The sequence below is a fragment of the Streptosporangiales bacterium genome, assembly GCA_009379955.1.
Classification (GTDB): domain Bacteria; phylum Actinomycetota; class Actinomycetes; order Streptosporangiales; family WHST01; genus WHST01.
Genome location: WHST01000080.1, coordinates 1 through 13,553 on the forward strand (window position 1 = coordinate 1; position 13,553 = coordinate 13,553).

12 protein-coding genes are annotated in these 13,553 nt (G+C 69.5%); 8 read left to right on the plus strand and 4 right to left on the minus strand.

Annotation, left to right across the window (positions count from 1 at the left end):
- Positions 1-318 precede the first annotated feature (318 nt).
- The 5 genes from potA to GEV10_21410 are packed head-to-tail and all read left to right on the plus strand — an operon-like array spanning position 319 to position 5,779.
- Positions 319-1,485, plus strand: a complete 1,167-nt coding sequence (gene potA / locus GEV10_21390; protein MQA81003.1) for a polyamine ABC transporter ATP-binding protein — start codon at positions 319-321, stop codon at positions 1,483-1,485.
- On the plus strand, positions 1,482-2,708 hold the full coding sequence (locus tag GEV10_21395) for an extracellular solute-binding protein (GenBank protein MQA81004.1): 1,227 nt from the start codon (positions 1,482-1,484) through the stop codon (positions 2,706-2,708). Before potA ends, GEV10_21395 begins: the two co-directional genes overlap by 4 nt.
- A complete protein-coding gene (locus GEV10_21400) occupies positions 2,705-3,574 on the plus strand; it encodes an ABC transporter permease subunit (protein MQA81005.1) in 870 nt (289 codons plus the stop codon). The genes GEV10_21395 and GEV10_21400 overlap by 4 nt, the downstream gene beginning before the upstream one ends.
- Positions 3,571-4,365 (plus strand): ABC transporter permease subunit, encoded by a 795-nt coding sequence (locus GEV10_21405; protein ID MQA81006.1) that lies wholly within the window; start codon positions 3,571-3,573, stop codon positions 4,363-4,365. Before GEV10_21400 ends, GEV10_21405 begins: the two co-directional genes overlap by 4 nt.
- Positions 4,366-4,372: 7 nt before the next feature.
- Positions 4,373-5,779 carry an FAD-dependent oxidoreductase gene (locus GEV10_21410; protein MQA81007.1) on the plus strand — a complete coding sequence of 469 codons (1,407 nt, stop codon included), beginning with the start codon at positions 4,373-4,375 and terminating at the stop codon, positions 5,777-5,779.
- A gap of 105 nt (positions 5,780-5,884) precedes the next feature.
- On the opposite strand, the gene speB is transcribed toward GEV10_21410, so the two are convergent.
- Together speB and GEV10_21420 are read right to left on the minus strand one after the other, a co-directional pair.
- Positions 5,885-6,898, minus strand: a complete 1,014-nt coding sequence (gene speB / locus GEV10_21415) for an agmatinase (GenBank protein ID MQA81008.1) — start codon at positions 6,896-6,898, stop codon at positions 5,885-5,887.
- On the minus strand, positions 6,898-7,368 hold the full coding sequence (locus tag GEV10_21420; GenBank protein MQA81009.1) for an AsnC family transcriptional regulator: 471 nt from the start codon (positions 7,366-7,368) through the stop codon (positions 6,898-6,900). The genes speB and GEV10_21420 overlap by 1 nt, the downstream gene beginning before the upstream one ends.
- 186 nt (positions 7,369-7,554) lie before the next feature.
- Between GEV10_21420 and GEV10_21425 the strand changes: the two genes are divergently transcribed.
- Positions 7,555-8,994 (plus strand): aldehyde dehydrogenase family protein, encoded by a 1,440-nt coding sequence (locus tag GEV10_21425; protein MQA81010.1) that lies wholly within the window; start codon positions 7,555-7,557, stop codon positions 8,992-8,994.
- On the opposite strand, the gene GEV10_21430 is transcribed toward GEV10_21425, so the two are convergent.
- Complete coding sequence (locus tag GEV10_21430) at positions 8,979-10,172, minus strand: cation:proton antiporter (GenBank protein MQA81011.1); 1,194 nt, start codon at positions 10,170-10,172, stop codon at positions 8,979-8,981. The two genes, GEV10_21425 and GEV10_21430, sit on opposite strands and share 16 nt — an antisense overlap.
- Positions 10,173-10,180: 8 nt before the next feature.
- Positions 10,181-10,663, minus strand: coding sequence for a potassium transporter TrkA (locus tag GEV10_21435; protein ID MQA81012.1), 483 nt, complete (start codon positions 10,661-10,663; stop codon positions 10,181-10,183).
- Between the two features lie 196 nt (positions 10,664-10,859).
- On the opposite strand from GEV10_21435, the gene GEV10_21440 reads away from it, so the two are divergent.
- Together GEV10_21440 and GEV10_21445 are read left to right on the plus strand one after the other, a co-directional pair.
- Complete coding sequence (locus GEV10_21440; protein ID MQA81013.1) at positions 10,860-12,782, plus strand: hypothetical protein; 1,923 nt, start codon at positions 10,860-10,862, stop codon at positions 12,780-12,782.
- Position 12,783: 1 nt separating this feature from the next.
- Positions 12,784-13,419, plus strand: a complete 636-nt coding sequence (locus GEV10_21445; GenBank protein ID MQA81014.1) for a hypothetical protein — start codon at positions 12,784-12,786, stop codon at positions 13,417-13,419.
- The last annotated feature ends 134 nt before the right edge of the window (positions 13,420-13,553 follow it).

A 13,553-nucleotide genomic window follows, 5' to 3' on the forward strand; every position in this document is an offset into this window, starting at 1 on the left:
CCGCGTCCTGGCCCGCGCCTGGATCCGCGTCATCTGGCGCTGCTGGCTCGACGGCGTCTCCTACGACCCCGCCAAACACGGCGCCGCCACAGCCCTCACCGAACCGAACGCGGCCTGAGGTTGACACAGGGAGTGTCATGAGTCCTCCCAGTTAGCTCGCGCAGCGCACCCTCGCTACGACGCCATGCTGTCAGTTCCGGCCGGATTGTCAATATTCCGTCGTGAAACCAGGTCGTAACAACGGAATCCCTTGTCAGGGTGCCCCCGCTATGTCAAGGTCGGTCCACACGGTGCAATCCCCGCCTGGGAAGGACGGCGATGACCGAGACCGAGCCGGGTGTCCGTCCCGCCGGGGGCCGGGTCGGTGTCGACGCGTTGCCCGCCATCCATCTCGCCGGTGTCACGAAGGAGTACGGCTCGCGCGACGGCGCCGTGGCCGCGGTCAGGGGCGTCGACCTCGAGATCGGCGAGGGTGAGTTCTTCTCGCTGCTCGGCCCGTCGGGCTGCGGCAAGACCACCACGCTGCGGATGATCGCCGGCTTCGAGGAGCCGTCCACCGGCCACATCTACCTGTACGGCAAGGACGTCACCGACGTGCCGCCGAACCGGCGTGACGTCAACATGGTGTTCCAGAGCTACGCCCTCTTCCCGCACATGAGCGTGTTCGACAACATCGCGTTCGGGCTCCGGCGCAGGAGCGTGCCGAAGGCCGAGATCGCCGAGCGGGTGGGCGCGATGCTCGAGATCGTCGACCTCGCCGGCCGCGAGAAGCGGCGCCCGCGCGAGCTGTCCGGCGGGCAGCAGCAGCGGGTCGCCCTCGCCCGCGCACTCGTCAACCGGCCGCGGGCGCTGCTGCTCGACGAGCCGCTCGGTGCGCTCGATCTCAAGCTGCGCCAGGCGATGCAGGTCGAGCTCAAGCGCATCCAGCGCGAGATCGAGGTCACGTTCGTCTACGTCACGCACGACCAGAGCGAGGCCCTCACGATGTCCGACCGCATCGCCGTCATGAGCGACGGCGCGGTCGAGCAGCTCGGCTCGCCGACCGACGTCTACGAGCACCCGGCGTCACGGTTCGTCGCCGGCTTCATCGGCACCTCCAACCTGCTCACCGGCACCGTCGAACGCGTCGACGGCGACCACGCGGTCGTCACGTACGGCGCCGACGAGCGCATCACGGTGCCGCTCCACGGAGGACGTACGGCAGCGGTGGGCGAGTCGTTGGAGCTGACCGTGCGGCCGGAGAAGATCGACATCTCCGCCACCCCGCCGGAGTCGGCGGACGCGCTGTGCATGATCCGCGGCACGGTGGCCGAGCTCGTCTACCTCGGTACCTCGACGAACTACACCGTCGCCACGAGGACCGGCGACGAGGTCGTCGTCTTCTGCCAGAACGCGTCGTCGGCGGCGACGGCCGCCGACAGGGGAGACGAGGTCTGGCTCTCCTGGCGGGCGCATCATTCGTACGCGATCGGAGGTCGGTCATGACCAGGGAGCACCCGGATCTACCGCTCGTCCGCGGTCTCACGACGAGGCGCGACGTGCTGCGGCTGCTCGGCGGTGCCGGCGTCGGCCTGACGCTGGCCGCGTGCGGCGTCCAGGGCAAGAAGGCCGCGCCGCCGGAGAAGGACGACGTCGCGAAGTTCTGGTCGGGCAAGAAGGCCAACGGCGAGCTCGTGTTCGCGAACTGGCCGTACTACATGGATCCGAAGCGCCCGGAGCTGAAGGCGTTCACCAAGGAGAGCGGCACGAAGGTCGCCTACAAGGAGGTCATCCAGGACACCGCGTCGTTCTTCGCGAAGGTGCGTCCGCAGCTGGCGGCCGGGCAGTCCATCGGGTACGACATCATCGTCATCACCAACGGCGCACAGTTCTCCCAGCTCACCCAGCTCGGTTACGCCGCGCCGCTCGACCACGACAAGCTGCCCAACTTCGCGAAGAACGCGGGCGCGGCGTACAAGAAGCAGGCGTTCGACCCGGGCAACGTCTACAGCATCCCGTGGGCGTCGGGCATCACCGGCATCGTCTACAACACCAAGTACGTCGACGACGAGATCACGAGCGTCCAGGACCTGTGGAACCCCAAGTACAAGGGCAAGGTCGGCATGATGGCCGACACCCAGGAGGTGGGGAACTTCGGGATGTTCGCCGTGGACGCCGACCCGGAGAAGTCGACCGAGGCCGACTGGAAGAAGGCGGCGGCGAAGCTGCGGGAGCAGCGCGACAAGGGCATCGTCCGTAAGTACTACGACCAGGCGTACATCGACGCGGTCGGCAAGGGTGACGTCTGGATCACCATGGGCTGGTCGGGCGACGTCTTCCAGCGCAACCTGGAGGGCTCCGAGCTGAAGTTCGTGATCCCCGAGGAGGGCGCGACGCTCTGGACCGACAACATGATGATCCCGGAGACCGCGAAGAACCCGGTCGACGCCATCACGCTGATGGACTACTTCTACCAGCCGGAGATCGCCGGCAGTCTCGCCGAGTACATCAACTACATCACTCCCGTACCGGCCGCCAAGCAGGTGATCGAGGACGACGCGGCGCAGGCGAAGGGCGAGGACAGGGACGTGCTCGAGACAGTGGCGAAGAGCCCGCTGGTCTTCCCGAGCGAGGACACCTACAGCAGGCTGCGCAGCTACCGCGTCTTCAAGGACGCCGCGGAGCAGAAGCGGTACGAGTCGCTGCTGCAGCCCATCGTCACGGCATGAGCAGGTCGAGGGTCGCGCGGGCGATGGCGCCGTACGTCCTCGCCCTGCCAGGCGGGCTGTGGCTCGCGATCTTCTTCATCGTGCCGATGGTCGTGATGCTGTCCCTGTCGCTGCAGCAGGGCGACGTCGTCAGCGGGTACCGCCTCACCTGGCACTGGCAGACGTACCTCGAGGGCATCAGCACCTACGACACGCAGATCGTCCGCTCGCTCGGCTACGGTCTCGTCTCGACGCTGCTGCAGATCCTCATCGGCTACCCGGTGGCGTACTGGATCGCCTTCCACGGCGGCACGCGGAAGGCGACGTACCTCTTCCTCCTGCTGCTGCCGTTCTTCGTGTCGTTCGTGCTGCGCACGATCTCGTGGAACTTCTTCCTGGCCGACGACGGCATCCTGCTGGGGCCGCTGAAGAGCATCGGCCTGCTGCCGGACGGCTTCCACGTCCTGGCGACGAGTGGAGCGGTCATCGGCGGCCTCACGTACAACTTCCTGCCGTTCATGGTGCTGCCGCTGTACGTCGCGCTCGAACGCGTGAACCCCGCGGTGCTCGAGGCGGCGTACGACCTGTACGCGAGCCGGTTCCAGGCGTTCCTGCGCGTCATCCTCCCGCTGTCGCTGCCCGGCATGTTCGCCGGCGTGCTGATGACGTTCGTCCCCGCGTCGTCCGACTACGTGAACGCCTCGGTGCTCGGCGGCACGCAGAACACGATGATCGGCAACGTCATCCAGAACCAGTACCTCGTGACACAGGACTACCCGACGGCGGCGGCCCTCTCGTTCACGCTGATGGCGCTGCTCCTCGTCGGGATCTTCCTGTACGCCAGGGTGCTCGGCACCGAGGACGTGCTGAAGGCGACGACGCGATGAGCGCCAGGGGCCCAGGGCGTGGCAGCGGTCGGCTGCTGCACGCGTACACGTGGGTCGTGGTCGGCTGGCTGTGCCTGCCGATCGCCGTGATGATCCTGTTCGGGTTCAACGACACCAAGAGCAGGTTCAACACGAACTGGCAGGGCTTCACGTTCAAGTGGTATGGCCAACTGTTCGCGATCGAGGACCTCACCGCGGCGCTGCTCAACTCGCTCGCCATCGCGCTCATCACCACGGTCGTCGCCGGCGTGCTCGGCACGCTCATCGGCCTGGCGCTCGGGCGTTACCGCTTCCGCGGGCAGGGCACGCTCAACATGGTGCTGTTCGCCGCGATCTCGTGTGCCGAGATCGTCGTGGGCGCGGCACTGCTCTCGATGTTCGTCACCCTCGCCGTGCCGCTCGGCTTCTGGACGCTCGTCGCCGCGCACGTCATGTTCTCGATCCCGTTCGTGTCGTTGACGGTGCGCGCCAGGGTGCTGACGCTCGACCCGGCATTGGAGGAGGCGTCACGCGACCTCGGTGCGGGCTCGTGGGCGACGTTCCGGCTCGTGACGTTCCCGATGCTGTTCCCCGGCGTGCTCGCCGGCGGGCTCCTCGCGTTCGCCCTGTCGATCGACGACTTCATCATCAGCAACTTCACGGCGGGCAGCACCGTCACGTTCCCGCTGTGGATCTGGGGTGCGACCAAGGCGGGTAGCCCGCCGCAGGTCAACGTCATGGGCACGCTGATCTTCGTCGCGGGGATCGCGGTCGCCATGCTCAACGTCGTCATCGCCAGGCGGCGGCGGTGAGCTCGTGATGATCTCCACCGCCCCCGTCGAGGCGTCCCTGCGCCACGCGGTGCCGAAGCCGTACTGGCTCGACGCGGTCGACGCCCCCGACCCGTTGCCCGCGCTGACAGGTGCGACGACGGCCGATCTCGTCGTCGTCGGTGGTGGGTTCACCGGGTTGTGGACGGCGTTGCGGGCCAAGGAGCGCGACCCGTCCCTCGACGTGGTGCTGCTGGAGGGACACACGATCGGCTGGGCCGCGTCGGGACGCAACGGCGGGTTCTGCTCGGCGAGCCTCACCCACGGCCTGGCCAACGGCATGGCCCACTTCCCCGGCGAGATCGAGCGGCTGGAGGAGCTCGGCAGGGAGAACCTCGACGCGATCGAGCGGACGGTCGCCGACCACGGCATCGACTGCGGGTTCGAACGGACGGGCGAGCTGTCGGTCGCGACGAGGCCGTGGCAGGTGGCCGACCTCGAGGAGGGCGCCGAGGTCGCCCGCCGGTTCGGCCACGACGTCGTGGTGCTCGGACGCGACGAGGTCCGCGCGGAGGTCGACTCGCCGACGTACCTCGGCGGAGTGTGGAGCCGTGACGACACCGCACTCGTCGACCCGGCCCGCCTCGCCTGGGGACTGCGCGACGCCTGCCTGCGCCTCGGCGTGCGGATCCACGAGTACACCAAGGCGCTCTCCGTCGACCGCGTCGCGGGACGGCTGCGGGTCACCGTCGCCCGCGGCCGCATCCTGGCGTCCCACGTGGTGCTCGGCACCGGCGCGTTCTCGCCGCTGCTCCGGCGACTGCGCCACTTCGTGCTGCCGGTGTACGACTACGCGCTCGTCACCGAACCACTCGACGAGCGGCAGCTGGCGAGCGTCGGCTGGCGTGGACGGCAGGGTCTTGCGGACAGCGGCAACCAGTTCCACTACTACCGCCTCACCGCCGACGACCGCATCCTGTGGGGCGGCTACGACGCGGTCTACCACTTCGGCAACGCCGTGCGCCCGCAGCTCGACCAGCGACCGGAGACCTTCACCCGCCTCGCCGGTCACTTCTTCCAGACCTTCCCGCAGCTGCGCGACGTACGGTTCACCCACACCTGGGGCGGCGTGATCGACACGTGCAGCAGGTTCTGCGCCCTCTACGGCACCGCGCACGGCGGCCGGCTGGCGTACGCCGCGGGCTACACCGGCCTCGGCGTCGGCGCGACGAGGTTCGCCGCCGGCGTCATGCTCGACCTGCTGTCCGGCGAGGACACCGAGCTGACCCGGCTCCGGATGGTACGCGGCAAGCCGGTGCCGTTCCCACCGGAGCCGATGCGCTTCGGCGTGGTGCAGCTGACCCGCTGGTCGCTTGCCCGCGCCGACGAGAAGGACGGCAGGCGCAACCCCTGGCTCCGCGTGCTCGACAAGCTGGGCGTCGGCTTCGACTCCTAACCGGTGTCCGGTGCCCGCCGGGGTCGCCGCGGCCACCCGTGAACGGCACCCTCACCGTGCCCAGGCACGGTGAGGGTGCCCTTCACGGGTGGGGACCGGGCGCCGTCAGCGGTCGTCGAGGAGGGGCTGGCGCGGGTCCCAAGTGGTGCCGTCGGCGTCGTCGCGACGGCGCCTCGCGATGGCCGACAGCGCCTCCAGGCAGACCCGGTTGGCGAGGAACGACGTGATCTCCGCGTGGTCGTACGGCGGTGACACCTCGACGACGTCGATGCCCGCGATCGGCAGCTCGTAACAGATCCTGCGCACCGCGTCGAGCAGCTGGCGCGCGCTGAGGCCGCCGGGCTCCGGCGTGCCGGTGCCCGGCGCGTGCGCGGGGTCGCACACGTCGACGTCGACGGACAGGAAGACGCCGTCGCACTCGTCGACGGCGGTCGTGAACGACTCGGTCAGGCACTCGTCGAGTCCGCGCGCGACGATCTCGGTCATCTCGTAGCTGCGCATGCCCTGCTCGGCCATCCAGTCGAGCGTCTCCGGGCCCGGCCAGTAGCCGCGCAGGCCGATCTGCAGGAACCGGTCGCCGCGCACCGCGCCTGACTCGATCAGCCGGCGCATCGGCTGACCGTGCCCGATCAGCGAGCCGAACGTGATGTCGCCGGTGTCGGCGTGGGCGTCGAAGTGCAGCAGCGACACCCGGCCGTGGCCGACGTGCTCCGCGACGCCGGCGGCGTCCGGCCAGGTGATCGTGTGATCGCCGCCGATGACCAGCGGGATCGCCCCGGACTTCGCCACGACGGCGACCGCGGCCTGCAGGTCGCGGACGGAGCGCTCGGCGTCACCGGAGTACAGCTCGACGTCGCCCGCGTCGTAGACGCGCAGATCCTTGAGGCCGTCGACGCGCAGCGCCAGTGAGGGGCGCGAGCCGTCGAACGGCAGGTAGCAGGACTGCCGGACGTACTGAGGGCCGAACCGCGCGCCGGGGCGGTGCGACGTCCCGCCGTCGAACGGTGCGCCCAGCACGACGACGTCGGCGTCCGCGTACGTCGACGGCTCCGCCCAGTCGCACCTGTCGACCCCGAGGAACGTGATGTCGGGCCCGAACTGCGCGCCGTACCTGCTCATCAGGGCGTCCCCCACGCGTATGTCTGCTTGCGCAACTTGAGGTACATGAACGTCTCGGTGTCACGAACGCCGGGGACCGTACGGATCCGCTCGTTGATGAGCGTCAGCAGGTGGTCGTCGTCGCGGCACACCAGCTCGACCAGCAGGTCGAAGGTGCCCGCGGTGATGACGACGTAGTCGATCTCGGGCACGTCGGCGAGTCTGTCGGCGACGTCGCGCAGGTCGCCGGCCACCCGCACGCCGACCATCGCCTGCCGGGCGAAGCCGAGCCGCAGCGGGTCGGTGACCGCGACGATCTGCATCACCCCGGTGTCGATGAGTCGCTGCACCCGCTGGCGCACCGCGGCCTCGGACTTGCCGACGATCTTCGCCAGCGCCGCGTACGATCGCCGCCCGTCGCGCTGCAGCTCCTCGACGATGGCCTTGTCGACCGCGTCGAGGCCGGCCGTGTCGGGGACCGCGGTGCCCACGGGGTCGCCGGTGTCCGCCTTCGTCCGCTTCACGCCGCGCACGCCCTTCGTCTCGCCGTCGACAGATCATCTCAACCTATCGATTCCGTCGTCACGAGGTAGGGATTCGACGGAACACCTTGAAAAGATACCTGCACGCTGCCAAAGTCACAGGTGTCCGCGCCGAACCGGTCCGAGGAGGCATCCGTGACGACTGCTGGCAGGCGCCTGCGCAACTTCGTGGGCGGCAGGTACGTGGAGGCCAAGGAGGGCCGCACCGCCGCCCTGCTCGACCCGAGCACCGGCGACCCGTTCGCCGAGGCACCGGTCAGCGGGCAGGAGGATGTCGACGCCGCCTGCCGCGCGGCCGCCGGGGCGTTCGAGCAGTGGCGCGACGCCACGCCTGCCGAGCGGTCGCTCGCCCTGTACCGCTTCGCGGACGCCGTCGAGTCGCGCGCCGACGAGCTGGTGGAGGCCGAGAGCGAGAACACCGGCAAACCCGTCCAGCTGACCAAGGACGAGGAGATCCCGCCGCTCGTCGACCAGCTGCGCTTCTTCGCCGGCGCCGCTCGCATGCTCGAGGGCAGGGCCGCGGCGGAGTACATGGCCGACCACACGTCGTACGTCAGGCGCGAGCCGATCGGTGTCTGCGCGCAGGTGACGCCGTGGAACTACCCGATGATGATGGCCGTGTGGAAGTTCGCCCCGGCACTCGCGGCGGGCAACTCCGTCGTGCTGAAGCCGTCCGACACCACACCGGTCACCACGTTGCTGCTCGCGGAGATCGCGTCCGAGTTCATGCCGCCCGGGGTGTTCAACGTCGTCTGCGGCGACCGTGACACCGGGCGTGCTCTGGTGTCGCACGAGATCCCGCAGATGGTCAGCGTCACCGGTTCCGTCCGCGCGGGCACCGAGGTGGCGTCGGCGGCCGCGACCGACCTGAAGCGCACGCACCTCGAGCTCGGCGGCAAGGCGCCGGTCATCGTCTTCGACGACGCCGACGTCGAGAAGACCGCCGAGGGCATAGCGGGCGCGGCGTACTTCAACGCGGGCCAGGACTCCACGGCCGCGACCCGGGTGATCGCCGGTCCCGGCATCTACGACGACATCACCGCGGCGCTCGTCGAGCAGGCGCGGGGCACCAAGGTCGGCGGCCGCGACGTGACCGACGCCGACTACGGCCCGCTCAACAACGCGAACCAGCTCGCGCGCGTCCAGGGGTTCCTGGAGCGGAAGCCGGGTCACGCGCAGCTGCTCACCGGTGGACAGCAGGTCGGCGACCGCGGCTACCTCTTCGCACCGACCGTCGTCGCTGACCTCCGGCAGGCCGACGAGATGGTCCAGGACGAGGTGTTCGGTCCCGTCATCACCTCGCAGCGCTTCGACGACGAGGACCAGGCGGTGGCGTGGGCCAACGGGGTGCGGTACGGCCTCGCGTCGAGCGTCTGGACGAGCGACCACGGCCGCGCGATGCGCATGGCGAAGCGGCTCGACTTCGGCTGCGTCTGGATCAACACGCACATCCCGCTCGTCGCGGAGATGCCGCACGGCGGCTTCAAGCACTCGGGCCACGGCAAGGACCTGTCGATGTACGGCTTCGACGACTACACGCGCGTCAAGCACGTGATGAGCTACATCGGCACGTGAGCGCGCTCTGCGGCCGCGCGCTTCCTGTGCATGCGGCGGCGCAGGAACGGCTCGACGACGCGCGCGCCGACCGGTCCGATGACCGCGAGCAGCAGCACGTACGCGGCGGCGAGCGTGGCCAGCTGGGCGTCGACTCCGCCGGCGACGGCGAGCCCGGCGATGACGATGCTGAACTCACCGCGCGGGACGAGTGCCGTGCCGGCGCGGGCGCGTCCGAGCGGGCCGACACCCGCGCGCCGCGCGGCGACGTAACCGGTGACGAGCTTGGTGGCCACGCCGAGGACGGCGAGCGCGATCGCCACGCCGGCGACCGGCGGGAGGTGCGCCGGGTTGGTCTGCAGGCCGAAGAAGACGAAGAACACCGCGGCGAACAGGTCGCGCAACGGCGACAGCAACTGGCGTGCGGTGTGGGCGAGCGGCCCGGACAGCGCGATGCCGACGAGGAACGCGCCGACGGCCGCGGAGACCTGCAGCTCCTGCGCCGCACCCGCGACGAGGATCGCGAGGCCGAGCACCTTGAGTAGCAGCACCTCCTCGTTCGGCGAGGCGACGAACCGCTCGACCTGACGTCCGAAGAGCAGCGCGACGACGAGGACGGCCGCGACGGCGGCGACCGCGATGCCCGCCGTGATGACTCCCGTGACGACTCCCGCGGCGGTGAGGATCGTCGTCAGGATCGGCAGGTAGAGGGCCATGGCGAGGTCTTCCATGACCAGGATCGACAGCACCGCCGGCGTCTCGCGGTTGCCCAGCCAGCCGAGGTCGGAGAGCACCTTCGCGGTGATGCCGGACGACGTGGCGTACGTGACGCCGCCGAGCACGATCGCGCCGACCGGTCCCCAGCCGAGCAGGAAGCCCGCGCCCACCCCAGGCGCGGCGTTGAGCAGGATGTCGAAGAGGCCGATCGGCGCGGACCGACGCATGTTGGAGACGAGCTCGTCCGGCGTGTATTCGAGGCCGAGCGTGAGGAGCAGCAGGATGACGCCGATCTCCGCGCCGGTCGCGATGAACTCCTCGCTCGCCGCGAGCGGAAGAATGCCGCCGTCGCCGAACGCCAGCCCTGCGACGAGGTACAGCGGGATCGGGGAGATGCCCACCCGCGCCGCCACCGTGGCGATGAGGCCGAGGCCGAGCAGCACTCCACCGAACTCCAGCAGCAGGACGGCGCCGTTGTGCATCGGCGCCGTCAGCCGTCGGTCAGGATGCCGGCGACACGGGACGTGCCCTCGCTGGTCCCGATGACGACGACGACGTCGTTGGCCTCGAAGGTGAAGTCGGGAGTCGGACTGGCGATGACCTCGCGGTCGCGCACGACCGCCACGATCGACGCCCCGGTGCGGGTGCGCGTCTGGGTCTCGCCGAGGGTGCGTCCGGCGTACGGCGACCCCGGACGGATCGGCAGGCGCTCGGTCACCAGACCCTCGACCTGCCGCTCGAGGTCGGCGAGCCGTTCGACGATCTTCGAGGCCGCGAGCAGGTCGGCGAGGCCGTCCGCCTCCTCGACGCTGAGGACGACGGTCTCGCCCGAGCTGTCCGGATCCTCGATGTCGTACACGATGAGATCGCGTTGACCGGACCGGTGCGAGATCACCCCGACCCGGCGACCCTGTTGTGTCGTGAACGTGTGGCGCAAGCCGATGCCCGGCAACGCCGAGCGCTCGAACTCCATCGCGATCCTCTCCGTCGGGCCCGAAGGCATTCTGCCGGTACCCGTCGGCCGGGGTCCCGCTGCCCCGGGCGAGGGGGGTTGTCCACATATCCGTCCGGTGCCCGTTTTGCGCCCTGCCGATGGTCGATGCTGGTCGTCGAGTCGGCGGAGGGAGCGGTGGGTCGTGGTCGCGGAGGCGGGCAGTTCCGCTGGTGGGGTGTTGTCGACGGTCGACCCGACGCGGATCCCGTTGTTCGAGGGCGACCTGGCGGGTATCGAGGTGGCGGCGGCGCGGTTCCGTAAGGCCGGGTCCCGGTGCATCACCGCCGGTGTGAGCGTGGATACCCGGTTCCAGGGTCTGGCGGGGTGTTATCGGGCGCCGGAGCGGTGGGAACTGTTGGCCTCGACCGCGCCAGTCCGTCTCGGGGCGGCGGGGTTCGGGTCGGATCTGAAGTCCGTGGGTGACGCGCTGGCCGACTATGCGGCGGAGATGCGGCCGGTGGTGGCGGCGTTGTCCCGGTTGTTCGACCGGGCCCTGGCGTTCACGGTGTCGGTGTCCGGTGACGGCGGCTGGGACCGGGACAAGGTCGCGGTGGAGACCAACAACTCCCTGATCCGGCAGGTCAGTGCGCAGGCGGAGGCGAAGGCCGCGATCGAACGCCGCTGCGCCAACCGCATCGAAGCCCTGGTCGGCGGCCGGGTCTGGCACGCGGCCGATCGGCGCGGCGACCCCAGGTTCGGGTACGGGTCAGCGGACATCCCCGACAACGCCGCGACGCCGTGGGGTGCACCGGCGGACTGGCAGGCGCCGTGGGACCACGGCGTCCTCGGCGCGGTCGCCGACTTCTACCAGGGTGTCTGGGTCGACGGCGTGTGGGGCACCGTGGTCGGGTTGAACACGCTGACGCCGAACGGCATCTACTCCGCGGCCGCCGCCGCCCTCCTCGGCCGAGGCACCTGGGCGAGTGTCGGGCAGGCGGCGAAGACGACCGGCACGGCCTGGACCGGGCTCGGCAAAGCCGCCGCCGGCATGGTGCTCTACACCAACATGCTGGTCGCCCCGTTCGTCTACGCCAGCCACGCCACCGGCACCACACCCCGGTGGGTGCGATCAGCAGGACGATCAGCCCTCGACATGGGCAAGGGCATGCTCGCCTGGGACACCTGGCGCACCGACCCCGCCCGCGCCGCCGGCGCCACCGCGTTCAACCTCACGACGTTCTTCCTCCCCGGCGGCGAAGCCACCGGAGTCCTCAACGCCACCAGAGCCACCCGAGTCGGCGCAGCCGAGACCGGCCTCCTCGGCAGGCTCCTCGGCCACACCGACGACGGCCCGCTGCCACACCTGCCCGACAGCGTCGCTGACCGAAGCCTCGACGTACCTCGGCCGGACCCGGTGGCCTCAGGTGGTGGGCTTCCTCATCTCCACGATCCGGTCGGCGACCGCCTCCCCGGGAGGACACCATCCGGTGTGGCGGCCGCTGAGCACGGTGAGTACGGATCGCGCGGGCATGGGATCGACGACCCGGAAGTCCCGAGGCGTGACCTTCCGGACGACGACAGGTCGAGTACCGAAGGCGTGCCGGATGAGAACGATGGCCCGACCTCAGGGCATGGCGACGGCAGTGGCAGCCGTGGCATCTCCACGAACGAGATCCCGCCACCTCGCACGGCTGAGGACGGTCAGGCCATGCCGACCACGGAGATGGAGCAGGTGTTCGTCGAGGCCGACCGGGCGGAGGGGGTCACCTATCTCAGTCAGTCGGAGCTCGAAGGCACCCGACTCGTCGTTCGCGGCGGCAAGCTGCATGACATGTCGGGCAAACTCTTCGACACGAGCCAGGGCACTTCGGTGTGGGCGCGGGGTGACACCCGTGCGATCTTCGTGATGGATCGCCACGGGAACATCTACGCTTCCAACGACCATGCCGTAGGCCGCTTCCATCACTCCAGCTTCCTTGGCGGGAGACCCGTTGCCGGTGCAGGCGAGCTGAGGGTAGAGGAAGGCGTGCTTAAGATCATCTCTGACAAGAGCGGTCACTACCGCCCGCCGCCGGAGTGCATGCGACGCGTCGCCGAAGTTCTGAAGGCCGCGGGCGTCGACTTCGAAGGCGTCGAGTTCGATTCCTGGGGGAGCTGACATGCAGAACCCGCGGTGGCACCGAGTCGTGGGAAACCTCGTGTACACGCTCATGTACGAGCGGGCGCTCGACGACGACCTTGTCGAGCACCGAGCCAACGCGTTGCTCGTCGAGCCGTTCCATGGCTTCAGTCAGGATGAGGAGTACGCAGCCATCAATGAGACTCTCATGTCGGGCGACGAACTCACCGGACTCCCGCCCACGCCGCAACACGGCGAGGAGCACCTCCGCGACTTCCTGACGAGGGTTCGCGACAGGCTGGACGCCAAGCGGCCATGGCCCGATCTGCCCTTTGTGACCCGCGACGACTCCGAGTGGAATGCCTTCACGGGTGGTCCGGTGATAGCCCGCCTTCATTCAGATGAAGGCGCAGTCCGGTCGCACCTACGGCGCCACTTCGGCCCCGTGGAGGTCGCGGAAGGTCGTCGCAAGGTGCTGATCCTGCGGTTGCGATCGGGCGATGAAGTCGCGCTGATCACACCTTGGTGGCGGGACAACGAGGAGCACATCGCGGTCATCCAGCACCCGGATTCCGATCGGTCGGCGAACGAGGTGCTCACGGCCTTCCGTGATGCCACCGGCTACGGCGCGGACGCGATCACCGACCTCACCGCGGGTAGGAGCGGGATGTCGTGACCGTAGCGGTGCCGGCAACCCATCAGGCGCCTACGCACCGAGTCGCATCGTGACCGTCGAGATGGCTGTCTCACCAGGGCGCGTTGCCCCGACCGGCGTTCGTACGGCAGCCTTTGTGGTTGGCGTGGCAACAC

Coding starts and splice junctions, on each gene's coding strand:
- potA (MQA81003.1), top strand. CDS start 319: ATGACCGAGACCGAGCCGGGTGTCCGTCCCGCCGGGGGCCGGGTCGGT.
- GEV10_21395 (MQA81004.1), top strand. CDS start 1,482: ATGACCAGGGAGCACCCGGATCTACCGCTCGTCCGCGGTCTCACGACG.
- GEV10_21400 (MQA81005.1), top strand. CDS start 2,705: ATGAGCAGGTCGAGGGTCGCGCGGGCGATGGCGCCGTACGTCCTCGCC.
- GEV10_21405 (MQA81006.1), top strand. CDS start 3,571: ATGAGCGCCAGGGGCCCAGGGCGTGGCAGCGGTCGGCTGCTGCACGCG.
- GEV10_21410 (MQA81007.1), top strand. CDS start 4,373: ATGATCTCCACCGCCCCCGTCGAGGCGTCCCTGCGCCACGCGGTGCCG.
- speB (MQA81008.1), bottom strand. CDS start 6,898: ATGAGCAGGTACGGCGCGCAGTTCGGGCCCGACATCACGTTCCTCGGG.
- GEV10_21430 (MQA81011.1), bottom strand. CDS start 10,172: ATGCACAACGGCGCCGTCCTGCTGCTGGAGTTCGGTGGAGTGCTGCTC.
- GEV10_21435 (MQA81012.1), bottom strand. CDS start 10,663: ATGGAGTTCGAGCGCTCGGCGTTGCCGGGCATCGGCTTGCGCCACACG.
- GEV10_21445 (MQA81014.1), top strand. CDS start 12,784: ATGCAGAACCCGCGGTGGCACCGAGTCGTGGGAAACCTCGTGTACACG.